Below are 22,712 nucleotides of genomic sequence, written 5' to 3'. Positions count from 1 at the left end.
AGCCTCGGGCCTCAGCGGGGTGCCACCGGGCGGCCGCCCGCCGCTCGCGCGGCGGGCGCCTCGCCACGGCCCCCGTTGGCGGCCCACCAGGCGATGGCCGGCCGCGTTGGTGTCAGTCTGCCGGCAGCGAGTTGACAGTGGACGCCCGGCGGTTGACGATCCGCGCCAGATCCGAGCAGCTGTCGCGGTGTTCCTGCGGGGTGGTGCCGTACGCGGCGCGGAAAGCCCGGCTGAAGTGGGCCTTGTCGGAAAAGCCCCACCGCGCCGCGACGGTCTGCACCGGCTGGTTGCGCAGCGCCGGGTCGGCCAGGTTGCGCCGGCACCGGGCCAGCCGCAGTTCCCGGATGTACGACGCCACTGTGGTGTCCTCGGCCTCGAACAACCGGTGCAGGGACCGCACCGAGATGTGGTGGGTGTCGGCGACCACCTGCGGGCCGAGGGTCGCGTCGCCGAGGTGGCGGTGGATGTACGACTGCACCTGGGTGAGCAGCGCCCGGCGGCGGACCTCGGTCGGCACGGCGTCCTCGGCGACGAGGTGCCGGCCGAGCATGGTGGTGGCCAGGTCGAGCCCCACCGCGCCGAGCCGGCTGGCATCGGCGGCGTGGTACTGCTCGGGGTGCCCGGTCACCTGGATCAGGAACTGCGCCAGCAGGGCCCCGATCCCCTCGCTGCCGGACATCCGGCCGCCGTAGAGCGCTGCCATCCGCTGCGGTGGCAGCGGCAGGGCGGCGTGCGGGATCAGCGTGATGATCGAGGTGGCCTTGGCCCGTTCGGGTTCGGTCGCGTGGTGGCAGACGTCGTGCGGCCGGGACCCGTCGTAGAAGGTGAACTCGCCGGCCAGGATCTCGCTGCGGCGACCGTCCTGGCTGGACGTGCCGACGCCGCCGGTGGTGAGGGCGAGGATGAAAAACTCCGGGTCGGACTGACGGACCAGCTTCCGGGTCCGGGTGGCGTCCAGGGACGGGTATTCGTACTGCACCAGCTGGATCGGGCCGAGCTCGACGAAATCGGCGCGGGCGGCGAAGTCGTCGCTGTGCGCGGACCGGATGCGCAGCGGTGCCGAGGTGCGCGCCACCAGGTCCAGCCACATGCCGAATCGTTCGCCCGGCGGCAGGACCGTGGTGTCGATGGTGTTTCTCGGCAGCATGGGGCTCCCTTATCCCGCTCGGCGCTGGATCAGGGCCTCGACGCCGTCGAGGATCCGGTCCAGGCCGAAGACGAACTCGTCGTCGGGGTCGTCGTCCTGGTAGAGCACACCGGCGCTGAGCACCCGGTGCAGCGCGGGGAAACGGGCCGGGTCGATGAGTCGGGCCACCAGTCGACCGTACGCCGGCATCATCTCGCTGGGCTCGACGCCGGCCGCCCGGCTGCCCTCGGCGATCTGCGAGGCGAGGGTGGCCTCGTTGCGGACGTACCCGGTGATCAGCAGGAGCACCGACATCTTCTCGGCCTCGCCGAGCGTGGTGCCGTCGAGGCAGCGCAGCCCGTCCTCCAGCCAGCCGAGCTGCTGCGGGGTGACCGGTGGGCCGCTGATCGGCACGTGCAGCAGCCAGGACCGTTGCCGCAGCACGTCGTGCTCGGCCCAGGCCCAGCGGGTGAGGCCGGCGCGCCAGCCGTCGTCCGGCGCGGGTGGACCGGGGGACGGGCCGTACCCGGTGTCCACCATGAGCATGAGCAGCTCGTCCTTTGAGCCGACGTACCGGTAGAGCGCCATTGTCGCTGCGCCCAACTCCTTGGCCACCCGGCTCATCGAGACGGCCGGCAGGCCGTCGGCGTCGGCGACGCGTACGGCGGCGTCCACGATGGTGGGCACGCTCATTCCCGGCCGGGGGCCCTTGGGTGGCCGCTCCCGTAGCCCCCACGCGCTCTCGATGGCCGGCGGGAGTACGGGCCCGCCGTCGTCTGTCTTCGCCGCCACATTTCCTCCTTGCCCTGCCATCCTAGTTCTGCGTATGGTCTACGCATAACAGCGTACGTCATACGCAGAAGGAGAACTGATCATGGCGATCACCACCACACCGGCACCGCGGGCGGGCCGACGGGAGTGGATCGGGCTCACCGTGCTGATGCTGCCGCTGCTCCTGGTCTCGATGGACGTGTCGGTGCTCTACTTCGCCGTCCCGTTCATCAGCGCGGAGTTGCGCCCCACCGCCACCGAACAGCTCTGGATCTTCGACATCTACGGTTTCGTGCTGGCCGGGCTGCTCATCACCATGGGCGCTCTGGGGGACCGGATCGGCCGACGCCGGCTCCTGCTGATCGGCGCCTCCGCGTTCGGCGCGGCGTCGCTGCTGGCCGCGTACGCCGACAGCACCGCGACGCTCATCGCCGCGCGTGCCGTGCTCGGCGTCGGTGGGGCCACCCTGATGCCCTCGACGCTCGCGCTGGTGCGCAACATGTTCCACGACGCCAAGCAGCGCGGCACGGCCATCGCCGTCTGGACCGCCACTCTCACCGGCGGCATCGCGATCGGGCCGGTGCTCAGCGGCATCCTGCTGGAGCACTTCTGGTGGGGCTCGATCTTTCTGATCAACATTCCGGCGATGCTGATGTTGCTACTGCTCGTGCCGCTCCTGGTGCCCGAGTTTCGCAACCCGGCGACCGGGCGGTTCGACCTGGTCAGCGCGGCACTGTCGCTCGGGGCGCTGCTGCCGGTGATCTACGGCATCAAGGAGATGGCCCGGGACGGCTTCAGCCCGGCGCGCGTCCTCGCCATCGTCGGCGGTCTGCTGGTGGGGGCGCTCTTCCTGCACCGGCAGCGGACCCAGGCGTACCCGATGGTCGACCTCGCCCTGTTCCGCCGCCGCGGCTTCGCCGGATCGCTCGCTGTCAACCTGCTGGCGATGTTCGCCATCGTCGGCTTCGCCATCTTCACCACCCAGCACCTCCAACTGGTGCTCGGCCTGAGCCCGCTGCGGGCCGCACTGTGGAGCCTCGTGCCGTCCCTCGCCGTGGGCGGAGTCGCGCCGGCCGCCGCCGCCCTCGCCCAGCGCGTTGAACGGGCGTACCTGATCGGTACGGGGTTCGGAATCGCCGTGGTCGGTTTCGTGGTGTTGACCCGGGTCACCCCGGAGACGCCGCTGTGGCTGCTGCTCGTCGGTGCCAGTGTCTACGCCGCCGGCCTGGTGATGGTGATGTCTCTCGTCACCGAGCTGGTCATCGGCGCGGCGCCGCCTGAGCAGGCAGGTGTCGCCTCGGCGCTGACCGAGTCCAGCAGCGAGCTGGGCGGTGCGCTGGGGATGGCGATCCTGGGCAGCGTGGGCGCGGCGGTCTACCGCCGCGAGATCGTCGACGGCCTTCCGGCCGGGCTGCCCGCCGACGCTGGAGCGGCGGCCCAGGAGACCCTGGGCGGTGCGCTCGCGGTCGCCCAGGGGTTGCCGGCGGAGCTGGCCGACGCGGTGCGTCACGCCGCCGGAGTGGCGTTCACCGACGGGCTGCACCTGGCCGCGTACGCCGCCATGGCGGTGATGCTGCTGGGCGCGCTCGTCGCGCTCGTCGCGCTGCGTGGCGTCCGGCCGGCCGACCCCGCGGCGCTGGCCGCGGAGCCGACCGGTCCGGCCGACACGTCGTTGTCGTCGGTCAGTCGATGAGCACGTGCGCGAGCCGGTCGCGGAAACGCCGCTCGGAGTCGCTGACCGACTCGCCGCCGATGCCCAGCAGCCCACCGCTGGACGCGGCGCCCACCACCTGCTCGGCGATCTTCACGAGCCAGTGCTTGTACGCGCCGGCCTCACCCTCGTCGACCCGCGCGGCCAGCAACGTGCCGGCCTCGCCGGCCCGCAGCAGCACGTCGTCGATGTACGCCCCCGGGTCGGCGGGCGCGATGACCGGCAGCTCCTCGCCGGCCTCCGGGTCACCGACCCGGGTGACGATCTCGCCGGCCACGGCGACCACCAGCGGGCTGGCGGACTCCCGGCCGGCGGCGATGGTCTCCAGCCCGGCCGCGTTCTCCGCCATGGTCCGGCGGGTGCCGTCGGACTCGGCGGCGCTCGCCGCGGTCAACACCGACTGTGGCAGGCCGACCAGCAGCCCCCACTCCTCGTCGGAGAAACCGAACCCGGTGTACGCCGGCTGCTCGATCACGACAACGCCCCTTCCGCCCTGCTCTTCTTGGTCAATCGGTGCTCTGCTTTGTCGATCCACCGGGGCCGCAACCGGCGCCCGGGTCAGGCTAGTCCAGGGTCAGCAGGCCCTGTTCGGACACCACGCGCACCGACAACGTCTTGTACCCGACCTCCTCGAAGAGGACGGTCATCTTGTCCTCCTCGTACGAGAGCACCATGCCCGGCCCCCACTCCGGGTGACGCACCTGACTGTGCACCGGGAACGGCCCGACCGCACCCTGGTCGGCCACGCTGGTGCCGCTGCTGCAGTTGTCGCAGTGCCCGCAGACGTCGCTCATCTGCTCGCCGAAGTAGGCCAGCAGGGTCTGCCCCCGGCAGGCCCTGGTCTCGGCGAAGGCCCGCATCATGTCGGTCCGGGACCGGGTCACCGTCTGCTGGCGTTCCGCCTCGGCGAGGGCCGCCGCGGCGGCGTCCACCGCGGCGGGGGAGTAGCGCGGGGCGCCGATGCGCTGCCGGGCGCGCGGCTCGGCCGCGCCTACCTGCTCCAGCAGGGACAGGTACTGGCCCAGCTTGCGTGGCCCCAGGCCGGTGGTCTCGCGCAGTTCGGTCTTGGTGGCTGCCTTCTTGCGCAGCAGGGCGGCCAGGTCGCGCAGCTCGTTCTCGTCGGGCAGACCGCCGCTGAAGAACCGTTGCAGGCCCACGTCCTCAGCCCGCCACAGCAGCAGGACCCGGGCCGGTTGCCCGTCGCGCCCGGCCCGGCCGATCTCCTGGAAGTAGCTGTCCGGCGAGTCGGGCAGCGCCATGTGTACCACCCAGGCGATGTTCGGCTTGTCGATGCCCATGCCGAACGCCGAGGTCGCCACCATGATCGGGACCTGGTCGGCGAGGAACGCCTCGTGCAGCTCCGCGCGGGCACCCATCGGCATCCCACCGTGGTAGAACTGCGCCGGGAAGTCGGCGTCGGTCAACCGGGTGGCCAGCTCCTCGGCGGCGCGGCGGGTCGGCACGTAGATGATCCCCGGCCGGCCCTCGTCGCGCAGCAGCGTCATCAGCCGTCGCCAGCGGTAGTCCTCGTCCGGGCAGTGGGCCACCTCGAGGAAGAGGTTGGGCCGGTCCAGCCCGGAGACCACCACGTCCGGATCGCGCAGCCGCAGCCGGGCGATGATGTCGTCGCGTACCGGCGGGGAGGCGGTGGCGGTGAGCGCCACCACCGGCGGCCTTCCGATGCCCTCGATGAGGTGTCCGAGCGCCAGGTAGTCAGGGCGGAAGTCGTGCCCCCAGGCCGAGATGCAGTGCGCCTCGTCGATCGCCACCAGCGCCGGCTTCAGCGCGGCGACCTCGGCCATCCGGTCCGGGTTGCTGAGCTGCTCCGGGGTGATGAAGAGGAACTCCGCCCGGCCCTCGCGGACGTCGGCGAGCGCCTCGGCCTGCTGGCTGGCGGACTCGTTCGAGCTGATCCGCACCGCCCGCAGCTCCGGGCGTTGCCGCTCGTTGAGGGAGGCGATCTGGTCCTGCTGGAGGGCGAGGAGCGGAGAGATCACCACGGTGGGACCGGGGATCAGACTGGCCGGGATCTGGTAGATCGCCGACTTGCCGGCACCGGTGGGCAGCACCACCAGGGCGTCGCGTCGCTTCATGACCGCGCGCATGGCGGCCAACTGGTTGGGCCGCAGCGCGTTCCAGCCGAACAGGCTGCGGGCGGCGCGGCGCAACGTCATCGAATGCGTGGACAGTTTCATCGAGGGCCGGAGGTACCCGAGCCCGGGACAACCGAAACGCATTCGGAAGATCATGGGCTCGGGTGCCAGGCGCTCAGCGCAGCCCGGGCAGGACCTCGCGCTGGTACAGGTCGAACAAGCCCTGGTAGTGCGGGCCGGTGTTGGCCACGTAGACCTCGTCGAAGCCGGCCTTGGCGTAATTGTCGATCATCTCCAGGTGCGCGTCGGCGCTGTTGCCGCAGACGAACGCCTTCTTGAGCATCTCCGGCTCGACCAGCTCGGAGGCCTGCTCGAAGTGCCGTGGCGAGGGGAGCACCTGGGACAGCTCACCCGGCACCCCCGCGTTGGGCCAGCGCTCGTACGCGATCCGCAACCCCTCGTCCTCGCTGTCCGCGTACGCCGCCTTGAATCCGGCCTGGCACGGCTTGTCGCCGCCGCCGTTCTCGCGGAAGCGGCGGACCATCTCGCCGTCGGGCATGGTGCTCACGTAGCCGTCGCCGATCCGGGCGGCCAGGTCGATGGCCTTGGGTCCGAAGCCGGAGACGTAGATTGGCGGGGGAGTGTCGGGCAGCGTGTAGATCCGGGCGTGCTCCACCGTGTAGTGCTTTCCGTGGTGGTTGACGAAACCGCCCTTCCACAGCTCGCGCAGCACCTCGACGGCCTCCTCCAGCATCTCCAGCCGGACGTCCGCCTGCGGCCACGCGTCGCCGAAGATGTGCTCGTTGAGGGCCTCGCCGGTGCCGACGCCGAGCACGAACCGCCCACCGTGCAGCACCGCGCTGGTCGCCGCCGCCTGCGCGATCACCGCCGGGTGGATCCGCACGGTCGGGCAGGTCACCGCCGTGGTCACCGGCAGCGAGCAGACCTGGCTGAGCGCGCCGATCATCGACCAGACGAACGGGCTCTGGCCCTGGGCGTCCACCCACGGGTGGTAGTGGTCGGAGATCCACAGAGCCTCGAAGCCGGCCTCTTCGGCACCGCGCGCCTGCGCCAGCAACTCGGCGGGCGTGTACTCCTCACTGGACAGAAAATATCCGATCTTCATGGCTTACCCCTTCGGCACGCGGACCTGCTGATGGGGAGAGCCCTACCCCGGCGGCACCCGGTCACACCGGTTCTCGCCGCGGGGCGGGTCAGCGTCGCCCGAACATCGCCCGGATCGCGGCGAGGAGCAGCAGGGCGCCGACCACCAGGCCGAGCAGGCGTACGCCGGGGATGTCGGCCGGGCTCGTCGCGTCGGCCAGCAGGACGGGATCCATCCCCGCACTCTCCCCGGGGAGCGGGCCGCCAGGCAACTGTAAGGTTTATTGACTATTGAATCGCTCAGTGTGACCATGGCAGAACCGCCTGCCGGTGGCGGTGCGCCGAGGGCGCGCGAGAGATGGGGTACGGGGGCCGCATGAGCGAGCGCAACCAGCGGATCGACGGGGGCGCACCGTCGCCGGTGATCGATCTCGATCACTGCGAGGGAGTGGCGTGACCACTTCCAACGGGCACCTCTCGGCGCTCGCCGCCGCCGTCCTGCAACCCGGCTTCGTCGGCACCACCCCACCGCCCTGGGTGTGCCGCTGGCTCGGCGAGGGTCTCGGCTCGGTGGTGCTCTTCGCCCGCAACGTCGTGGACACCGAGCAGGTGACCGCCCTCACCGCGACGCTGCGCGCGGAACGGCCGGACGTCATCGTGGCGATCGACGAGGAGGCCGGCGACGTCACCCGGCTGGAGTCGGTGCACGGCAGCTCCCGGCCCGGCAACTTCGCCCTCGGCGCGGTCGACGACCCGGGGCTGACCGAGGCCGTCGCCCGGGACCTCGGCGCCGAGCTGACCGCGGCGGGGATCACCCTCAACTACGCCCCGGACGCCGACGTCAACTCCAACCCGGCGAACCCGGTGATCGGCGTCCGCTCCTTCGGCGCCGACCCGGTGCTCGTCGCGCGGCACACCGCCGCCTGGGTCCGCGGGCTCCAGGCCGGCGGCGTCGCGGCCTGCGCCAAACACTTCCCCGGCCACGGCGACACCCGGGTCGACTCACACCACGACCTGCCCCGGATCACCGCCGACCGGGACCGGCTGGACGCCTGCGAACTGGCCCCGTTCCGCGCCGCCGTGGCCGCCGGGGTGCAGGCGATGATGACCGGTCACCTGCTGGTGCCCGCCCTCGACCCGCACCTGCCGGCGACGTTGAGTCAGCGCATCCTGGGCGGGTTGCTCCGCGACGAACTGGGCTTCTCCGGTGTGGTGGTCACCGACGCGATGGAGATGCGCGCGGTCGCCGACCGGTACGGCTTCGCCGGGGCCACGGTCCGCGCCCTCGCCGCCGGGGCCGACGCCATCTGCATCGGCGGTGAACGGGCTGACGAGCAGGCCGCCCGCGAGCTGCGCGACGCCATCGTGGCCGCCGTCGTCTCCGGCGAGCTGCCCGAGGAACGTCTCGCCGAGGCCGCCAAGCGCGTCGGTCAACTCGCCGCCTGGACGGTGGCCGCCCGCAACTCCGGCTCGGCCGGAGCGCGCGCCGCCGCCGACGTCGGGCTGGTCGCCGCCCGCCGGGCCGTCCGGGTCACCACCGCCCCGGGTACGACGGTCGCGCTGCCCCTGACCCGCGCGGCACACGTCGTCGAGTTCGAGCCGCCGCGCAACATCGCCATCGGCGCCGAGACCCCGTGGGGCATCGGCGGACCACTGACCGAGCTGCTGCCCGGCACCAGCACGGTCCGTTACGCCGAACCCGACGTGCCGGCGGACCCGGGCGCCGGGGCAGGCAGCCGCCCCCTGGTCCTGGTCGTCCGTGACCAGCACCGGCACGACTGGATGCGGGCCGCCGTGCACCGCGCGTTGGCCGCCCGGCCGGACGCCGTCGTGGTCGAGTTGGGCGTGCCCGAGCTGGTCACCGGGGCGGTGCACCTGGCCACCCACGGCGCCACCCGGGCCAGTGGACGGGCCGCCGCCGAGGTGCTCACCGGCGCCCGCTGACCGCCCGCGCTACGGGAGGTCGGCGACCAGGTCGGCGTACTCGGGGTTCTTGTCGATGAACGCGGCCATGAAGGGGCACTGCGGCACCACTGTCGTGCCGCGTGCCCGGAGCTGGTCCAGGGTGCCGCGGATCAGCGCGCCGCCCACCCCCTTGCCCTGAAAGCCCCGGTCCACCTCGGTGTGGGTGAAGACCAGCACCTCACCGCGCGGCAGGTACGCGGTGAAGCCGGCCAGCGCGTCGTCGACAAGGATCTCGAAGCGGTGCTTCGCCGGGTTGTCCTCGACCAGGGTGCTCATCCGGCCATTCTCCCCGCCGGCTCGGCCAGCGCGTCGAGTTCGCCGAGCAAACGGTCCACCTCCTCGGCGGTGTTGTAGTGGTAGATGCTGGCCCGCACCGCGCCGCCGCTGTCGCGCAGACCCATCAGCTGGAAGTACTCGTAGGCGTAGTAGTCGCCGACGGAGAGGCAGAACCCGGCGGCACCCAACGCCTCCTGGGTGGCCGCCGGGGACATCCCGGCGACCCGGAACGAGACCGTCGGGCAGCGCCGCGCCGGAGAGCCGTAGACGGTGATCGCCGGCCGCTGCGCCAGCCCGGCGAGCAGCCGGTCCAGGAGCGCCTCCTCGTGCGCCTGAGCGGCGGTCAGCCCGGCCCGCAGCCGGTCCCGCCGGTCCCCGACCGCGTCCGGGTCCAGCCCCGCCAGGTGATCCACCGCCGCGGCCACGCCGGCCAGCAGCGGGAAGCTCGGCGTGCCGTACTCGAACCGGTCCGGCACCGCGTCGGAGGACGGCACCAGCTTCGCCGGACGCAACGCCTCCCACCGGGCCGGGTCCGCCACCATCGCCGCCAGGTGCGGGCCGGACCACTTGTACGCGCTGGTGACCAGCACGTCGGCGCCGAGCGAGGCCAGGTCGGTCGGCCCGTGCGGCACCGAGTGCACCCCGTCGACGTGGACCAGCGCGCCGACCGCGTGCGCGGTCTTGGCGATCGCCGACACGTCCGGCATGGTGCCGATGGCGTTGCTGCCGGCGGTCACCGCGACCAACCGGGTCCGCTCACCCACCAGGTCCGCGTACTGGGCCGCGGGCAGCTCACCGGTGTGCCGGTCGACCTCGGCCCAGCGCACCGTCGCGCCGGCCGCCTCGGCGGCCTGCACCCACGGCCGCACGTTCGCGTCGTGGTCGAGCCGGGACACCACCACCTCGTCGCCCGGACGCCAGGTCGCGCCGAGCGTGCGGGCCAGGGTGTACGTCAGCGCGGTCGCGCTCGGGCCGAGCACCACCCCGGCCGGGTCGGCGCCGAGCAGATCGGCCACCGCCGAGCGGGCCTCGGCCACCAGCTCCAACGACCGGCGGCCCGCGACGTTGGCGGCGCTGCGATTGCCGACCGCCGACCGCATGGCATCGGTGACCGCGTCGATCACACCGGCCGCGGTCTGGGTGCCACCGGCACCGTCGAAGTGGACGAAGCCCTCGGTCAGGGCGGGGTACGCGGCCCGGGTGCGGGCGATGTCGAACGGCATGTCCCGGACCCTAGCCGGTGCTCCCCGCACCTTCCCCGGCCGCCAGTGATCACCGTTCGGCGTTGATCTCGCGGTTGTCTCGTACTCTTGGCGAGGTGACGAACAGACCCGCCACCTTGCCCATTCCCCCCGTCCGCCGCGCCGCCGGTCTCTTCGCCGGTCTGGCGCTCGGCCTCGCCGTGCTCGCCGGGTGCAGCTCCCAGGGCGCCTCCACCGACTGCGCGCTGGACGCCTGCACCGTCACCTTCGAGCGGGGTGTCGACGCGAGGACAACCATCCTCGGCGTCGAGGCCAAGTTGGTCGGCGCCGAGGGTGACCAGGTGACCGTCGAGGTCGCCGGTGAGCAGCTCACCCTCACCACCGGCCAGCAGGCCGCAGAGGCCGGCGGCTTCGCGGTCACCCTGGACAGCGTGACCGACCAGCAGGTCAAGATTCGCGTATCGCGCAACCCGGGCAGCTGACCTGAGCGGGTGGCGGTGGCCGACGTTTGGGAATCTTCAGATTCGGAGATTGTGACGACATGTCACTCACCCGTAGCGCCGAAGCCACCGCCTCCCGTACGGCGGACAGCCGGTGGCTGGAACTCCTCGCCCGGGCCGGCTTCATCGGCTACGGCGTCGTCCACCTCCTCTTCGCCTGGTTGGCGTTGCAGATCGCGTTCGGTACGTCGTCCGACGACGGCGACCAGTCCGGCGCGCTGCGTACCCTCTCCGCACAGCCCCTCGGCAAGTTCCTGGTCATCGCCGTCGCGGTCGGCCTGCTCGCGATGGCGATCTGGCAGGCGCTGGAGGCGGCGGTCGGGCACCGCGCCGAGCGCGGCAAGGAGCGGGTCATGGAACGGGTCGCCTCGGCGGGCCGGACCATCGTCTACCTCTACTTCGCCTGGACCGCCTTCAAGGTCTTCAAGGACGCGGGGTCCAACAGCGCCGACCAGCAGGAGGCGTTGACCGGCAAGCTGATGACCTCCAGCGGTGGCCGCTGGCTGGTCGGCCTCGCCGGGTTGGTCGTCGCCGCGATCGGCATCGGCCTGGCGATCTACGGTGCCCGGAAGAAGTTCGAGAAGCACCTGAAGACCGGCGAGATGAGCCCGAAGACCCGCCAGCTCGCCCGCCGGTTGGGCATGGCCGGATACATCGCCAAGGGCGTCGCCTACGGCATCGCCGGTCTGCTGGTCATCGTGGCGGCGGTGAACTACGACCCGGAGAAGGCCCGTGGTCTGGACGCCGCGCTGCACACCCTGCAAGAGCAGTCGTACGGCACGTTCCTGCTGACCCTGGTCGCCCTCGGCATCGCCGCCTTCGGCGTCTACTGCTTCCTCCAGTCCCGGTACCGCAAGGTCTGAGCTGGTCGATTCTGAGGATGACGGGCACTCTTGGGCTTTTGCCCGGAGTGCCCGTCGTTTGATCGAAGGGAAGCACCGAAGCCGTGCAGAACTATCTCGAAACGGCCGTCGCCGCGCTCGTCGCGGCGGCGGTCGCCCTGTTCCTGGTCGAGGTCGTCCACCGGTTGACCCGGCGGTTCGGCCGCCGGTCACTGCTGTTGACCGAGTTGACCGACCACGCCCACCGCCCGTTCCAGGTCGCCGCGACGGTCCTGGCCGTGCAGTTCGCCGTCCGCTTCAGCACCGGGTACGCGGTCGGCGAGGGCTGGCGGCGGCTCCTGCTGCACCTGCTCATCCTCGGCGTCATCGCCGCACTGGCCTGGCTGGTCGCCTGCCTGCTGGTCGTCGTGGAGGACACCGCGCTGGCCCGGTTCCGGGTCGACGTACCGGACAACCGGCACGCCCGACGGGTACGGACCCAGGTGGTCATGCTGCGCCGACTGACCATCGCGGTGATCGTCATCCTGGCCGTCGGCGTGATGCTGATGACGTTCCCCAGCGTGCGGGGCATCGGCGCCGGTGTGCTGACCTCGGCCGGTGTGGTCGGTGTGGTGGCCGCGCTCGCCGCACAGAGCCTGCTCGGCAACGTCTTCGCCGGCGTCCAGCTCGCCTTCAGCGATGCCGTCCGGCTCGACGACGTCGTCGTTGTCGAGGGGGAGTGGGGCCGCATCGAGGAGCTGACCCTCAGCTACGTCGTGGTGCAGATCTGGGACGACCGTCGGTTGATCCTGCCCACCTCGTACTTCACCAGCAAGCCGTTCCAGAACTGGACCCGGACGGAGGCGGCGGTGCTCGGCACCGCCGAGTTCGACGTCGACTGGGCGGTGCCCGTGCAGACCATGCGCGAGGAGCTGCGCCGCCTCGTCGAGGGCACCGAACTGTGGGACGGACGGGTCTGCGTCCTGCAGGTCACCGACGCCACCGGCGGGACGGTCCGGTTGCGCGCGCTGGTCAGCGCCGCCGACGCCGGCAGCCTGTGGGACCTGCGCTGTCTCGTCCGGGAGCACCTGGTCGCCTGGATCCGGGACAACCGCCCGACCGCGATGCCGCGGCTCCGCACCGAGCTGGGCGACGCCAACAGCAACCTGTCCTGGCAGTGGGTGCAGCCGAGGCGGCCGGCCCGCCGCCTGTCCGACACCGAGGCGCCCGACGACGCCCGTGTCTTCGGTGGCAGCGACGACGGGGACGCCCGAAGCGAAGCCTTCGTAGGCCCCGAAGAAACCCGCCCCTGACACCCCGCCCTCGCGCCCCGGCCCGCCCCACCTCGCGCCCCGCCCCTGCCCTGCCCTGCCCGGCCCCCGCCCTGCAAGATCGTGCAACTTCCTGGTTGTAGTGGCCTCCATCCCGGTCGAGGCCACTACAACCAGGATCGAGCGCGATCTTGCGCGACAGACCTCGACGATCATGGCGTTGACGGGTGGGTACGCCTGGTTTGTCCCCGGCAACCTCATGATCACCGCTGCGGGAGGGGCGGGGTGGGGTGGGAGCGGGGGTGGGTGGTTGGTTTCGGAGGTTTGGTTGGGCTTGGGTGGGGGATGTGCTGCCTGACATCTCTGGCGTGATCGTGGCGACTGGCGGCGGATCAGCGGCGCGGCGTCCGGACAAGCGTGACGGTGAGCTGGCTGGCGCGCTTTAGGATTGACGAGCGACGACTTCGGGCATACAGCGCGGTGATGAGGAAAGGAGGACAGCATGGCTGACGTGGCGAAAGCCCGCACATCCCAGAATGGGAGCGAGCCCTCCACCGCCGAGTTGGTGCAGCGGGCCACCGAGCAGATTTCCCGCCTCGTACGGGACGAACTGACGCTGGCCCGAGCGGAGTTGACCCAGAAGGGTAAGCACGCGGGCATCGGGATCGGCCTGTTCGGCGGCGGTGGCGCGCTCGCCTTCTTCGGTCTGGGTGCGCTCGTCGCCACGGCGATCCTGTTGCTCGACCTGGTGTTGCCCGCCTGGGCGGCGGCGCTGATCGTGGCGGTGGCGTGTTTCCTGGTGGCCGGCATCCTGGCCCTGGTGGGCAAGAAGCAGGTCAGCCGTGCTGTCCCGCCGGTGCCGGCGGCCACGGTCCGTAGCCTCCGGGCAGACATGGACACCGTCACTGCCGCGGTGAAGGACAGGGGGCGGCAATGACGGGTAACGGGACCGGCGACACGGAGGCCCTCCGCGAGGAGATCCGTCGCACCCGGGTCGAGTTGGGCGAGACGATGGAGGCGTTGGCCGCCAAGGCCGACGTCAAGGCGCGTCTCAAGGAGTCCGCCGAGCAGGCCAAGGAGCGGATGCGGGAGCAGGCGGCGCAGACCGTCGCCCGGGTCCGCGGGCAGGCCGCGCGCGGCGCCGGAATGGCGCGGGCGCAGGCATACGAAAAGGGCGAGTTGGTACGCGCACAGGCGTACGACAAGAGAGAGTTGGTGCGCCGCAACCCGGTGCCGTGGGCGGCCATCGCGGCCGGCGCGGTGGCCACCGTGGTGGTGCTGATGATCGTGCGGGGGAGGCGTCGGTGAGCAAGAAAATCGGCAGGGTCGCGTACCGGCCGGTCGGCGTGTTGTTGGGTATCGCCGCGGGCACGGTGGCCGGGGCGATCTTCCGGCAGGTCTGGAAGGTCACCGCGGGCGACGGTGAGGCGCCCAACGCGACCGACGAGGATCGCGGCTGGGGCGAGATCCTGGCCGCCGCGGCGTTGCAGGGCGCCATTTTCGCTGTCGTCCGGGCCGCCGTGGACCGGGGTGGCGCGGTCGGCGTACGCCGGATGACCGGCAGTTGGCCGGACTGACCAGCAGCGACTTCAGCCCCCTTCCCGCATCGATGGGAAGGGGGCTTTCGCATGGCATCGCACGCCGCCCAGCGCGCCTGAGGCATCCGTCAGGTCACATGTCGGAGAAATTCGTCGGAGAGGTCGTGACAGACTTTTTACCTCCGTGATTTGCTGGTCCCCGCTGTTGCGAGATGGCGTGGGTTGAGAGAAGTCTCCTTCGTGGGGCCGCCTCAGGCACCGCTGCTCAAAAACGGCCAATCGGCCGGACGGCGTGCACGGCCGCCAGTTTTTCGAGGGAGATACACATGGCTCAGGGAACCGTGAAGTGGTTCAACGCTGACAAGGGCTTCGGCTTCATCACCGTCGATGGTGGGGGTGCTGACGTGTTCGTCCACTTCTCGGCCATCCAGACCAGCGGCTACCGCTCGCTGGAGGAGAACCAGCGGGTGGAGTTCGAGATTGCTCAGGGTCAGAAGGGCCCGCAGGCTGAGCAGGTCCGTCCCATCTGAGTAGGACGGCCGGCCCCCGCCGGCCAGTGGGACGACCCGGCTCACGGGTCACGGGCAAGCCCCGCATCCCGGTTGGGATGCGGGGCTTTCGCCTGCTCAGGCTCGCCGCTGCGGCGAGCGGTCAGCGTCGACGCGAGCGCAGGCCGAGCCAGAGCACGACCAGCCCAGCCAGCGTCACGATCGGGCCGATCACCGCCCAGATCTTCTCGTCGGTCATCACGCTGCCGCTGACGTAGCCGAGGCCCTGGACCGTCCACACCACACCGATCACCACGGCCAGCAGGCCGAGGGTGAGCGGAAGCCAACCTCTCATCGCGTCCCCTCTCCGCCGCCCGGGGCGGCGCGCCGCCGTCCAGCATCGCCGGCCGGATGGCGTGACGCGAGCACCCCGGGCGCGCGGGTCACCACCGGTCGTGCACCTGCGGGCGGATCAGCTCGTCGTAGGTGTCGCGGACGGCTGCCAACTGCTCGTCGGTGAGCGGGGACAGGTCCGCCGCGGCTGCGTTGCGTCGGGCCTGGTCGGCGTCGCGGGCGCCGGGGATGACCACTGTGACGCCCGCCTGGTCCAACACCCAGCGCAGGGCGAACTGCGCCATCGTGCGGTCCGCGCCGACGAGCGGGGCCAGCCGGCGTACGGCGGCCAGACCTCGATCGAAGTCGACCCCGGAGAACGTCTCGCCGACGTCGAAGGCGGCGCCGTGCCGGTTGTAGTTGCGGTGGTCGTCGGCGGGGAACTCGGTGTGCTCGTCGTAGCGGCCGGAGAGCAGGCCACTGGCGAGCGGTACGCGGGCGATGATGCCGACGCCGGCTGCCGCCGCGGCCGGCAGCACCTGCTCCAGGGGCTTGTGGCGGACCGCGTTGAGGATGATCTGGACGCTCGCCACCCCCGGTCGGGCGATCGCGGTGAGGGCCTGGTCGCAGGTCTCGACGCTGACTCCGTACCCGGCGATGGCCTTCTCGGCGACGAGGGTGTCCAGACCGTCGAAGACCTCGTCGGAGGCGAAGACCTCGGTGGGCGGGCAGTGCAACTGGACCAGGTCCAGGGTGTCCATGCCCAGGTTGGCCCGGGAGCGGTCGGTCCACTGCCGGAAGTTGGCCAGGGTGTACGCCTCCGGCCGCTGCTCGACGCGGCGGCCCATCTTGGTGGCGACGGTCAGCCCGGCGTCGGGTCGGGTGCGCAGGAAGCGGCCGATCAGCTGCTCGCTGCGGCCGTCGCCGTACACGTCGGCGGTATCGAGGAAGGTGACCCCGGCGTCGACGGCGGCGGCGAGCACCGCCATCGCGTCGTCCTCGCTGACGGTGCCCCAGTCGGCGCCGAGTTGCCACGCGCCCAGGCCGACCGCGCCAACGGTCCGGCCGAGCCGGTTGAAGCTGCGCTGTTCCATGCCCCGAGCCTAGTGATCGGGTTGCCACCCTGCCACGCGAGCCGTACCGTCAGCAGTACGGACGTACGGTTTGGGAGGCGACCATGTGGGACCCGACGACCTACCTGCGCTTCGGCGACGAGCGATCCCGGCCGTTTCACGACCTTATCGCCCGGATCCCGGCCGAACGCCCCCGGGCGGTGGTCGACCTCGGCTGTGGCCCCGGCCAGCTCACCGCCATCCTCGCGGAACGCTGGCCGACCAGCCGGGTGCGCGGCCTCGACTCCTCAGCCGAGATGATCGAGCGGGCCGAGACCCTCGGCGCGCCTGTCGACTTCGCGGTCGCCGACCTGCGCGACTGGCGTCCGACCGGCGACGACGACGTGGTGGTCAGCAACGCCGCCCTGCAGTGGGTTCCGGGCCACCAGGAGCTGCTGCGCCGCTGGGCCACCGATCTGCCCGCCGGCGCCTGGCTCGCCATGCAGGTCCCCGGCAACTTCGCCGCCGACTCGCACCGCGCCCTGCGCGAGGTCGCCGACCGGCCGACCTGGCGCGCCGAGGTCGCCCCGCTGCTGCGCGCGGACCCGGTCGACGACCCGGCCGACTACGCGGCGCTACTGACCGCCGTCGGCTGCGCGGTAGACGCCTGGGAGACTACCTACGTGCACCTGCTGCCGGCTCGACCCGCCGCCGAGCACCCGGTGCTGACCTGGATGGAGGGCACCGCGCTGCGCCCGGTCCGGGCCGCACTGGACGCAGCCGGCTGGTCCGCCTTCCGGGCCGAGCTGGGAGTACGGCTCAGCGCGGCGTACCCGGTGCGGCAGGGTCAGGTGTACTTCCCGTTCCGCCGCGTCTTCGTCGTCGCCCGCACCGGCGACCATGCTCAGGAGAATCCGTGACCGACCTGTCCACCTTCATCGCCGGCCTACCCAAGGTGGAGCTGCACGTGCACCACGTCGGCTCCGCCCTGCCCCGGACCGTCGCCGAGTTGGCGGCGCGCCACGAGGGGCGCACTCCCGTGCCGGCCGACCCGGACGCGCTCGCCAGCTACTTCGAGTTCCGCGACTTCGCGCACTTCGTCGAGGTCTACCTGAGCGTCGTGGATCTCATCCGCGACCCGGAGGACGTCTGGATCCTCACCCACGAGGTGGCCCGCGAACTGGCCCGCCAACAGGTCCGGTACGCGGAGCTGACCATCACCCCGTACTCGCACGTCCGACGGGGCATTCCCGCGCCGGCGTTCTGCGAGGCCATCGAGGACGCCCGCAGGCGCGCCCTGACCGACTTCGGCATCGAGCTGCGCTGGTGCTTCGACATCCCCGGGGAGGCCGGCCTGCCGGCAGCCGAGGAGACGCTGCGCATCGCGCTGGACGAGCGCCCGGACGGGCTGGTCAGTTTCGGTCTGGGCGGCCCGGAGATCGGCGTACCCCGACCGCAGTTCCGGCCCTACTTCGACCAGGCCCGCGCCGCCGGGCTGCGCTCGGTGCCGCACGCCGGGGAGACCACCGGGCCGCAGACCGTCTGGGACGCGCTGAACGAGTTGGGTGCCGAGCGGATCGGGCACGGCATCTCCGCCGCGCAGGACCCGCAGCTGCTCGCGTACCTGGCCGAGCGGCAGATCGGGATGGAGGTCTGCCCGACGTCCAACGTGCGGACCCGGGCGGTCGCCACCCTCGACGAGCACCCGCTGCGTCAGCTCGTCGACGCAGGGCTGCTGGTCACCATCAACTCCGACGACCCGCCGATGTTCGGCACCACCCTCAACGACGAGTACGCGGTGGCCGCCCGCCTGCTCGGTGTCGGCGCCGAGGGACTGGCCGGGCTTGCCCGCAACGCGGTGACCGCGTCCTTCCTGGACGCCGCCGGCCAGCAGCGGATCCTCGCCGAGATCGACGCGTACCTCGCCACCGCCGGCTGAGCTGGACTGCCGCTCGGGTGCCGGTCGGGCCGGCTGGTTGAGCAGGGCGCGCGGCGGGAGCGTGGGTGTGGGGGGACCTGTGACTCCCGCCGCGCGCGCGGCTCCACCGGCCGCGGGTGCGTGGTGCGCTCGGCCGGTGGAACTGGTGGGTTCGTGCCCTGAATCCTGTCAGCCCACGGCCGATCCAACGCGGTCGTTAACCGCGATCTAAGGAAGACTTGCGCCGGCGCACAGCCCCGGGCCCGGCGGGGTCAGTCGTCGGTGGGGCGCTGGCGGGGCCAGCGACGTGCGGTGGCCTTGGTGTCCCGGGCGTCGCGGGCCATCCGACCAACCAGACCGAAGCGGCTGACCTGCCGGGGCGTCGCCTCCGGGTCAGCGAGCAGCATCACCACACTGGCCCCGCCCAGCCGGGCGCGGTCGATGCTCACCGAGCCGTTGGCCTGCAACGCGACCCGCTTGGCGATGTCCAGCCCGAGCCCGGTCGAGCCCTGGTCACTGGCGCCGCGGCGCAGCGCGCGGTCCGGGTTGGCGATGCCGGGGCCGGCGTCGTCGATCCGGATCGCCACGTAACCGTCGCGCCGGGACACCGCCACCTCGAACGCGGTGCCCTGCGGGGTGTAGCGGAAGACGTTGCCGATGACCGCGTCCAGCGCGGCGGCCAGTTCGGCCCGCGGCACCGGCGCCGGGATCCGCAGCTGGGCGCCGTTGACCCGGTGCGGCCGGTTCTGGTCGCCGGCCAACGCCGCCCAGAACACCATCCGGTCCCGGACCACCTCGCTGACGTCGCACATCGCCGGCCCGGCCTCCAGCGCCACCGTCTTGCGGGTGGTCTTGATCAGGACGTCGATCTCACCTTCCAGGGTGACGATCGCCTGCCGGATCCGCCGGATCCCCCGCAGCCGGTCCAACTCCGCCGGGCTGAACGAACCCACGCTGGTGTCGTCGGACTCCAACGCCTCCGCGTCCAACCGCAGCACCGTCAACGGGGTGCGCAGACGATGCGACAGGTCGGCCACCAACTCCCGCTCGTCGGTGCGGGCGGCGTCCAGGCGGTCCGCCATCCGGTTGAAGGCGTACCCGGCCTCGGCCAGCTCGCGCGGACCGGTCGGCTCGACGCGTACGCCGAGGTCGCCGTCGCCGATGGAGAGCGCGGCCTTGACCAGACCGCGGGTGGAGTCCACCGCGCGGGCAGCGACCCGGTCGACCACCAGCACCGCCGCGCCGGCCATCGCCGCGCCGACAGCGAACAGCAGCAACCAGGTGCCGCCGGCGCCCTCGCCCAGCGTCGACTCCGGAAGGAACACCTCGACCACTGCCGTCCGGTCGCCGAGCACCACCGGGTCGAGCCGGGCCACACCCCCGTCGACGTCGACGACGAGCGACTGGCGTTCGGAGCGGGCCCGGTCCAGGTCGCTGCCGCTGGCCCGACCAGCGGATTCGTCCAACCCCAACCCGTGCACCACGGGCCGGGTGGGTGCGCCCTCGGCGCTGGCCACCATGGCACGCTCGACGACCGCCGGGTCGGTGCTGACCGCCAGCGCGCCGGTCACCAGCGCGCTGCGCCGGGCCGCGTCGGCGATCGCCTCGTCCCGGCTCTGCTCGCGCAGGCTGAGCCCGAGCGGGATCAGGAACGCGAGCGCGACGAGACTGCACATGCCGGCCGTGAGCAGGGCCAGCGCCGTCCTCAGTCCGGTGCCACCAGCCGGAATCCGACCCCCCGCACGGTGCGCAGGTAGCGCGGCTTCGCCGCGGACTCGCCCATCTTTCTGCGGAGCCAGTACAGGTGAACGTCGATTGTCTGATCCTCGCCGACCGATGGCTGCCGCCATACCTCCTCCAAGAGTTCCCGGCGGGACACTACCCGCCCAGGTCGTGCGGCGAGATACGCCAACAGGTCGAATTCCTTGCGGGTCAGCGCCAGCGGCTCCCCGTCGAGCTGGGCGCTGCGCTCGCCCACGTCCACCCGCAGCCCGCCGACGCTGTGCACGGCGGGCTGCACGGACCGACTGGCCCGGCCGGCCCGGCGCAGCACTGTGGTGATCCGGGCATCCAGGTGTGCGCCGGTGAACGGCTTGACCATGTAGTCGTCGGCCCCGGCCCGCAGCAGCTTGACCACCGACTGCTCGTCGTCGCGGGCGGTGGCGATGATGATCGGAACGTCGGTGATGCCGCGCAACATCCGCAGCGCGTCCGAGCCGTCCAGGTCGGGTAGGCCGAGGTCGAGCACCACCAGGTCGGGTGTCTCCGCGGCCACCCGACGCAGGGCGTCCAACGCCGTACCCACGGCGTGCACGGCATGCCCCCGGTCGGTGAGGGACCGCAACATCGCGCCGCGTACGACGTGATCGTCTTCGACCAGGAGCACGGAGGCCACGACAAGACCGTACTTGGCCTGGCAAGTTGATCGCGTTGCGGCGTGCCTGGCAACCGGGCAAGCTGGTACGACGATGTCGTTCACCCTGTTCGCCGATGCCCGCCTGGCGCTCGCCCGGGACAGCCTCGCCGGTCTCTCCACCGGTGACGCGCTCGGCGCGCAGTACTTCCTGCCGGTGCCGGCGCCAGTGGATCTCACCGCCGACGCGCTGCCGCCGCCGCCCTGGGAATGGACCGACGACACCGAGATGGCCTGCTCGGTCTTCGCCCAGTTGGCCGACTCCGCCGGCATCGACCGGGACCGGCTTGCCCTCTCCTTCGCGCAGCGATGCACCGAGCGACGAGGCTACGGCGCGGGCGCGATGCTCATCCTGGGGCTGATCCGCGCCGGCACCCCGTGGCCGCTGGCCGCCGCCTCAGCTTTCGACGGGCAGGGCTCCTGCGGCAACGGCGCGGCGATGCGGGTCGGCCCGCTGGGCGCGTACTTCGCCGACTCGACAGCGCGCGCCGCGGCGCAGGCGCGCGCGTCCGCCGAGGTGACGCACGCGCACCCGGAGGGGATCGCCGGGGCGGTCGCCGTCGCCGTCGCCGCCGCGCTGGCCGCCCGGGCCCGCCTCGACGGACACCGGCCCGCCCCGGAGCGGCTGCTCGCCGGGATCGCCGCCGCGCTCGACCCGGGCACCGAGGTGCATCGGGGCGTACACCGGGCGGCCGGGCTGCTCGGCCGGCCGTTGCCCCGGGTGGTGGCGGAGCTCGGCAACGGCTCCCGGGTGACCGCCCAGGACACCGTCGGGTTCACCCTCTGGGTGGCCGCCACCCACCTCGACGACTATCCGGCGGCCATCGAGACGTGCGTACGGGCCGGTGGTGACGTGGACACCACGGCGGCCATCGCCGGAGCGGTGGTAGCGGCGCACACCGGCGTCGGCACCCCCGGCGGGGTGCCCGCGCAGTGGCTGGCCGCCCGCGAACCGTTACCTACCTGGCTGCCCTGAGCACCCGGGGCTGCCCTGGCCGGCCGGGGGTTGCCCCTGTGCGGGCTGCCCTGCGCTGGCGCCGCACTGGGCCTGGGCGGCCCGCGATCAACTCGGCTTCCTGCAAATCGGGCCGTCCGGGCGGCGGGGATGCCGCGGTTTCCTGGAAGCCGAGTCGATCACCGCGATGCCGCGGAGACAGCGGGCTGTGGGTCGGTCTTTGCGGTCCTGTCCGCGCGGCCGGTTATCTCGGCCAGGGTCGCGGCCGCATTGGGCGTCGTGGCCTCGTCCGGGTCGCCGGTCACCTCGGCGAGCGCGGTGGCCTCTCCCGGGTCGCGTCGGCGCCACCGGCTGAGCAACCAGCCGATCGCCGCGCCGCCGCCCAGGCCGGCGAGCAGGCCGGCGGCCAGCAATCCGTCGGCACTGCCCTCGTCGGCACCGCCCGATTGGGCCGGCGGTGCCGCGTCCGCACCGTTGTCCGGAGCATCGGGCACACCGGCAGCATCCGGCACGCCGGCCGCCGGGCCGCCGTGGCCGCCGCCGTGCGCGCCCGGACCCGCCGCACCGGGCGCCGCCGGCAGCAGGGTCAGCGCCGGGGCCCGGTGCGGACCGGTGGCGTCCGCCCACCGGACCACAGTGCCATCCGCGTACGTCTGGACGACCTCGAAGGTGAGCCGCTCGGCCTGCGGCATCGGCCCCATGGAGAGCGCCAAACGAGCCGGCCCCGGGTCGCTCGCACCGACCCGGACCCAGGTCACCGCGGTCGTCACAGTGCTCACCCCGGAGGAGTGGATGCCGGGCAGCGGCTTGTCCAGGGTGCGGGAGCTGAGCCGGGGCGCCCAGCCGTCCACCGACATGGGGTAGACCTCGGCGATCGGCGCGTCGGCCGGCAGCCGTACCTCGATCTGCTTGGTCTTCGTGCCGGCCCGCTCCTCCGGAACGCTGAACTCCAGCCGTACCGCCTCGCCCTGCCGGGCCTCGGTCGGGGTGGTCGTCACGTCTGCCGCGTACGCCGTGCCAGGCCAGAGCAGCAGCCCAGCGGCGGTCACCGCGGTCGCCGCCACGATCCGCCGCCGACGGCCACCGCCGTACGTGCTCGCCATGTCGTGCCCCCATCCGTGTCGGCGTGGCCGGTTCCGGTTTCCGGCCACACCCTCTAGTTCGGCTGCGAGGCG

General features: G+C 72.3%; 25 protein-coding genes. 12 read left to right on the top strand and 13 right to left on the bottom strand.

Features of this window, described 5'->3' with window-relative positions; genetic code table 11:
- Positions 1-112 precede the first annotated feature (112 nt).
- On the bottom strand, positions 113-1,147 hold the full coding sequence (locus ACLQ3F_RS15690) for a helix-turn-helix domain-containing protein (RefSeq protein ID WP_425849570.1): 1,035 nt from the start codon (positions 1,145-1,147) through the stop codon (positions 113-115).
- Positions 1,148-1,156: 9 nt separating this feature from the next.
- Positions 1,157-1,918 carry a TetR/AcrR family transcriptional regulator gene (locus ACLQ3F_RS15685; RefSeq protein ID WP_425849567.1) on the bottom strand — a complete coding sequence of 254 codons (762 nt, stop codon included), beginning with the start codon at positions 1,916-1,918 and terminating at the stop codon, positions 1,157-1,159.
- A gap of 82 nt (positions 1,919-2,000) precedes the next feature.
- On the opposite strand from ACLQ3F_RS15685, the gene ACLQ3F_RS15680 reads away from it, so the two are divergent.
- On the top strand, positions 2,001-3,590 hold the full coding sequence (locus tag ACLQ3F_RS15680) for an MFS transporter (RefSeq protein WP_425849566.1): 1,590 nt from the start codon (positions 2,001-2,003) through the stop codon (positions 3,588-3,590).
- On the opposite strand, the gene ACLQ3F_RS15675 is transcribed toward ACLQ3F_RS15680, so the two are convergent.
- From ACLQ3F_RS15675 to ACLQ3F_RS15660, 4 genes are all read right to left on the bottom strand, one after another.
- A complete protein-coding gene (locus tag ACLQ3F_RS15675) occupies positions 3,580-4,083 on the bottom strand; it encodes a hypothetical protein (RefSeq protein WP_355007238.1) in 504 nt (167 codons plus the stop codon). The genes ACLQ3F_RS15680 and ACLQ3F_RS15675 overlap by 11 nt on opposite strands.
- 88 nt (positions 4,084-4,171) lie before the next feature.
- The gene (locus ACLQ3F_RS15670; protein ID WP_357202632.1) at positions 4,172-5,803 is read right to left on the bottom strand and encodes a RecQ family ATP-dependent DNA helicase; all 1,632 of its coding nucleotides are present in this window, start codon (positions 5,801-5,803) and stop codon (positions 4,172-4,174) included.
- Between the two features lie 73 nt (positions 5,804-5,876).
- Positions 5,877-6,827, bottom strand: a complete 951-nt coding sequence (locus ACLQ3F_RS15665) for a TIGR03557 family F420-dependent LLM class oxidoreductase (RefSeq protein ID WP_425849564.1) — start codon at positions 6,825-6,827, stop codon at positions 5,877-5,879.
- A gap of 88 nt (positions 6,828-6,915) precedes the next feature.
- On the bottom strand, positions 6,916-7,041 hold the full coding sequence (locus tag ACLQ3F_RS15660) for a hypothetical protein (RefSeq protein WP_255750123.1): 126 nt from the start codon (positions 7,039-7,041) through the stop codon (positions 6,916-6,918).
- 217 nt (positions 7,042-7,258) lie between these two features.
- Between ACLQ3F_RS15660 and ACLQ3F_RS15655 the strand changes: the two genes are divergently transcribed.
- A complete protein-coding gene (locus ACLQ3F_RS15655) occupies positions 7,259-8,749 on the top strand; it encodes a glycoside hydrolase family 3 protein (RefSeq protein ID WP_425849561.1) in 1,491 nt (496 codons plus the stop codon).
- A gap of 9 nt (positions 8,750-8,758) precedes the next feature.
- Here ACLQ3F_RS15655 and ACLQ3F_RS15650 read toward each other — a convergent pair whose 3' ends face one another.
- Both ACLQ3F_RS15650 and ACLQ3F_RS15645 read right to left on the bottom strand, forming a co-directional pair.
- Positions 8,759-9,046, bottom strand: a complete 288-nt coding sequence (locus tag ACLQ3F_RS15650) for a GNAT family N-acetyltransferase (RefSeq protein WP_425849559.1) — start codon at positions 9,044-9,046, stop codon at positions 8,759-8,761.
- Positions 9,043-10,269 (bottom strand): cysteine desulfurase-like protein, encoded by a 1,227-nt coding sequence (locus tag ACLQ3F_RS15645; protein WP_425849557.1) that lies wholly within the window; start codon positions 10,267-10,269, stop codon positions 9,043-9,045. The genes ACLQ3F_RS15650 and ACLQ3F_RS15645 overlap by 4 nt, the downstream gene beginning before the upstream one ends.
- Before the next feature lie 95 nt (positions 10,270-10,364).
- Between ACLQ3F_RS15645 and ACLQ3F_RS15640 the strand changes: the two genes are divergently transcribed.
- The 7 genes from ACLQ3F_RS15640 (at position 10,365) to ACLQ3F_RS15610 (ending at position 14,908) form a co-directional block, all read left to right on the top strand.
- On the top strand, positions 10,365-10,730 hold the full coding sequence (locus ACLQ3F_RS15640) for a hypothetical protein (RefSeq protein ID WP_357202615.1): 366 nt from the start codon (positions 10,365-10,367) through the stop codon (positions 10,728-10,730).
- A 59-nt stretch (positions 10,731-10,789) separates the two neighbouring features.
- Positions 10,790-11,611: a DUF1206 domain-containing protein gene (locus ACLQ3F_RS15635; RefSeq protein WP_357263666.1), complete on the top strand. Its 822-nt coding sequence runs from the start codon at positions 10,790-10,792 to the stop codon at positions 11,609-11,611.
- An 83-nt stretch (positions 11,612-11,694) separates the two neighbouring features.
- Positions 11,695-12,882 carry a mechanosensitive ion channel family protein gene (locus ACLQ3F_RS15630; protein WP_357202609.1) on the top strand — a complete coding sequence of 396 codons (1,188 nt, stop codon included), beginning with the start codon at positions 11,695-11,697 and terminating at the stop codon, positions 12,880-12,882.
- Positions 12,883-13,342: 460 nt separating this feature from the next.
- A complete protein-coding gene (locus ACLQ3F_RS15625; RefSeq protein WP_030338239.1) occupies positions 13,343-13,777 on the top strand; it encodes a phage holin family protein in 435 nt (144 codons plus the stop codon).
- Complete coding sequence (locus tag ACLQ3F_RS15620; RefSeq protein ID WP_425849554.1) at positions 13,774-14,148, top strand: DUF3618 domain-containing protein; 375 nt, start codon at positions 13,774-13,776, stop codon at positions 14,146-14,148. Before ACLQ3F_RS15625 ends, ACLQ3F_RS15620 begins: the two co-directional genes overlap by 4 nt.
- A complete protein-coding gene (locus ACLQ3F_RS15615; protein WP_357202603.1) occupies positions 14,145-14,417 on the top strand; it encodes a DUF4235 domain-containing protein in 273 nt (90 codons plus the stop codon). Before ACLQ3F_RS15620 ends, ACLQ3F_RS15615 begins: the two co-directional genes overlap by 4 nt.
- Positions 14,418-14,704: 287 nt before the next feature.
- Positions 14,705-14,908 (top strand): cold-shock protein, encoded by a 204-nt coding sequence (locus ACLQ3F_RS15610; protein WP_030338233.1) that lies wholly within the window; start codon positions 14,705-14,707, stop codon positions 14,906-14,908.
- Positions 14,909-15,029: 121 nt separating this feature from the next.
- On the opposite strand, the gene ACLQ3F_RS15605 is transcribed toward ACLQ3F_RS15610, so the two are convergent.
- A complete protein-coding gene (locus ACLQ3F_RS15605) occupies positions 15,030-15,221 on the bottom strand; it encodes a hypothetical protein (protein WP_425849552.1) in 192 nt (63 codons plus the stop codon).
- A gap of 88 nt (positions 15,222-15,309) precedes the next feature.
- Positions 15,310-16,293: an aldo/keto reductase gene (locus tag ACLQ3F_RS15600; RefSeq protein ID WP_425849550.1), complete on the bottom strand. Its 984-nt coding sequence runs from the start codon at positions 16,291-16,293 to the stop codon at positions 15,310-15,312.
- An 83-nt stretch (positions 16,294-16,376) separates the two neighbouring features.
- Here ACLQ3F_RS15600 and ACLQ3F_RS15595 point away from each other — a divergent pair, with 83 nt between their 5' ends.
- Positions 16,377-17,171 carry a trans-aconitate 2-methyltransferase gene (locus ACLQ3F_RS15595; RefSeq protein ID WP_425849547.1) on the top strand — a complete coding sequence of 265 codons (795 nt, stop codon included), beginning with the start codon at positions 16,377-16,379 and terminating at the stop codon, positions 17,169-17,171.
- Positions 17,168-18,190: an adenosine deaminase gene (locus ACLQ3F_RS15590; protein WP_387353261.1), complete on the top strand. Its 1,023-nt coding sequence runs from the start codon at positions 17,168-17,170 to the stop codon at positions 18,188-18,190. Before ACLQ3F_RS15595 ends, ACLQ3F_RS15590 begins: the two co-directional genes overlap by 4 nt.
- Positions 18,191-18,441: 251 nt before the next feature.
- On the opposite strand, the gene ACLQ3F_RS15585 is transcribed toward ACLQ3F_RS15590, so the two are convergent.
- Both ACLQ3F_RS15585 and ACLQ3F_RS15580 read right to left on the bottom strand, forming a co-directional pair.
- Positions 18,442-19,845 carry a HAMP domain-containing sensor histidine kinase gene (locus ACLQ3F_RS15585; RefSeq protein WP_355007253.1) on the bottom strand — a complete coding sequence of 468 codons (1,404 nt, stop codon included), beginning with the start codon at positions 19,843-19,845 and terminating at the stop codon, positions 18,442-18,444.
- 29 nt (positions 19,846-19,874) lie between these two features.
- Entirely contained in the window at positions 19,875-20,564 is a 690-nt protein-coding gene (locus ACLQ3F_RS15580; RefSeq protein ID WP_091401712.1) for a response regulator transcription factor, read from the bottom strand.
- A gap of 73 nt (positions 20,565-20,637) precedes the next feature.
- On the opposite strand from ACLQ3F_RS15580, the gene ACLQ3F_RS15575 reads away from it, so the two are divergent.
- A complete protein-coding gene (locus ACLQ3F_RS15575) occupies positions 20,638-21,558 on the top strand; it encodes an ADP-ribosylglycohydrolase family protein (protein WP_425849545.1) in 921 nt (306 codons plus the stop codon).
- Positions 21,559-21,716: 158 nt separating this feature from the next.
- On the opposite strand, the gene ACLQ3F_RS15570 is transcribed toward ACLQ3F_RS15575, so the two are convergent.
- A complete protein-coding gene (locus tag ACLQ3F_RS15570; RefSeq protein WP_425849544.1) occupies positions 21,717-22,640 on the bottom strand; it encodes a DUF1775 domain-containing protein in 924 nt (307 codons plus the stop codon).
- Positions 22,641-22,712 lie beyond the last annotated feature (72 nt).

The sequence above is a fragment of the Micromonospora sp. DT15 genome, assembly GCF_049841475.1.
GTDB lineage: Bacteria > Actinomycetota > Actinomycetes > Mycobacteriales > Micromonosporaceae > Micromonospora.
The sequence above is the reverse complement of the archived record's forward strand: the minus strand, read 5'-3'. Positions and strand labels throughout refer to the sequence as shown.

What these genes read in the sequence shown, in the direction of transcription:
- ACLQ3F_RS15690 (WP_425849570.1), bottom strand. Translation starts at nt 1,147, where the DNA reads ATGCTGCCGAGAAACACCATCGACACCACGGTCCTGCCGCCGGGCGAA.
- ACLQ3F_RS15680 (WP_425849566.1), top strand. Translation starts at nt 2,001, where the DNA reads ATGGCGATCACCACCACACCGGCACCGCGGGCGGGCCGACGGGAGTGG.
- ACLQ3F_RS15670 (WP_357202632.1), bottom strand. Translation starts at nt 5,803, where the DNA reads ATGAAACTGTCCACGCATTCGATGACGTTGCGCCGCGCCGCCCGCAGC.
- ACLQ3F_RS15665 (WP_425849564.1), bottom strand. Translation starts at nt 6,827, where the DNA reads ATGAAGATCGGATATTTTCTGTCCAGTGAGGAGTACACGCCCGCCGAG.
- ACLQ3F_RS15660 (WP_255750123.1), bottom strand. Translation starts at nt 7,041, where the DNA reads ATGGATCCCGTCCTGCTGGCCGACGCGACGAGCCCGGCCGACATCCCC.
- ACLQ3F_RS15650 (WP_425849559.1), bottom strand. Translation starts at nt 9,046, where the DNA reads ATGAGCACCCTGGTCGAGGACAACCCGGCGAAGCACCGCTTCGAGATC.
- ACLQ3F_RS15645 (WP_425849557.1), bottom strand. Translation starts at nt 10,269, where the DNA reads ATGCCGTTCGACATCGCCCGCACCCGGGCCGCGTACCCCGCCCTGACC.
- ACLQ3F_RS15635 (WP_357263666.1), top strand. Translation starts at nt 10,790, where the DNA reads ATGTCACTCACCCGTAGCGCCGAAGCCACCGCCTCCCGTACGGCGGAC.
- ACLQ3F_RS15625 (WP_030338239.1), top strand. Translation starts at nt 13,343, where the DNA reads ATGGCTGACGTGGCGAAAGCCCGCACATCCCAGAATGGGAGCGAGCCC.
- ACLQ3F_RS15620 (WP_425849554.1), top strand. Translation starts at nt 13,774, where the DNA reads ATGACGGGTAACGGGACCGGCGACACGGAGGCCCTCCGCGAGGAGATC.
- ACLQ3F_RS15610 (WP_030338233.1), top strand. Translation starts at nt 14,705, where the DNA reads ATGGCTCAGGGAACCGTGAAGTGGTTCAACGCTGACAAGGGCTTCGGC.
- ACLQ3F_RS15605 (WP_425849552.1), bottom strand. Translation starts at nt 15,221, where the DNA reads ATGAGAGGTTGGCTTCCGCTCACCCTCGGCCTGCTGGCCGTGGTGATC.
- ACLQ3F_RS15600 (WP_425849550.1), bottom strand. Translation starts at nt 16,293, where the DNA reads ATGGAACAGCGCAGCTTCAACCGGCTCGGCCGGACCGTTGGCGCGGTC.
- ACLQ3F_RS15595 (WP_425849547.1), top strand. Translation starts at nt 16,377, where the DNA reads ATGTGGGACCCGACGACCTACCTGCGCTTCGGCGACGAGCGATCCCGG.
- ACLQ3F_RS15585 (WP_355007253.1), bottom strand. Translation starts at nt 19,845, where the DNA reads ATGTGCAGTCTCGTCGCGCTCGCGTTCCTGATCCCGCTCGGGCTCAGC.
- ACLQ3F_RS15575 (WP_425849545.1), top strand. Translation starts at nt 20,638, where the DNA reads ATGTCGTTCACCCTGTTCGCCGATGCCCGCCTGGCGCTCGCCCGGGAC.
- ACLQ3F_RS15570 (WP_425849544.1), bottom strand. Translation starts at nt 22,640, where the DNA reads ATGGCGAGCACGTACGGCGGTGGCCGTCGGCGGCGGATCGTGGCGGCG.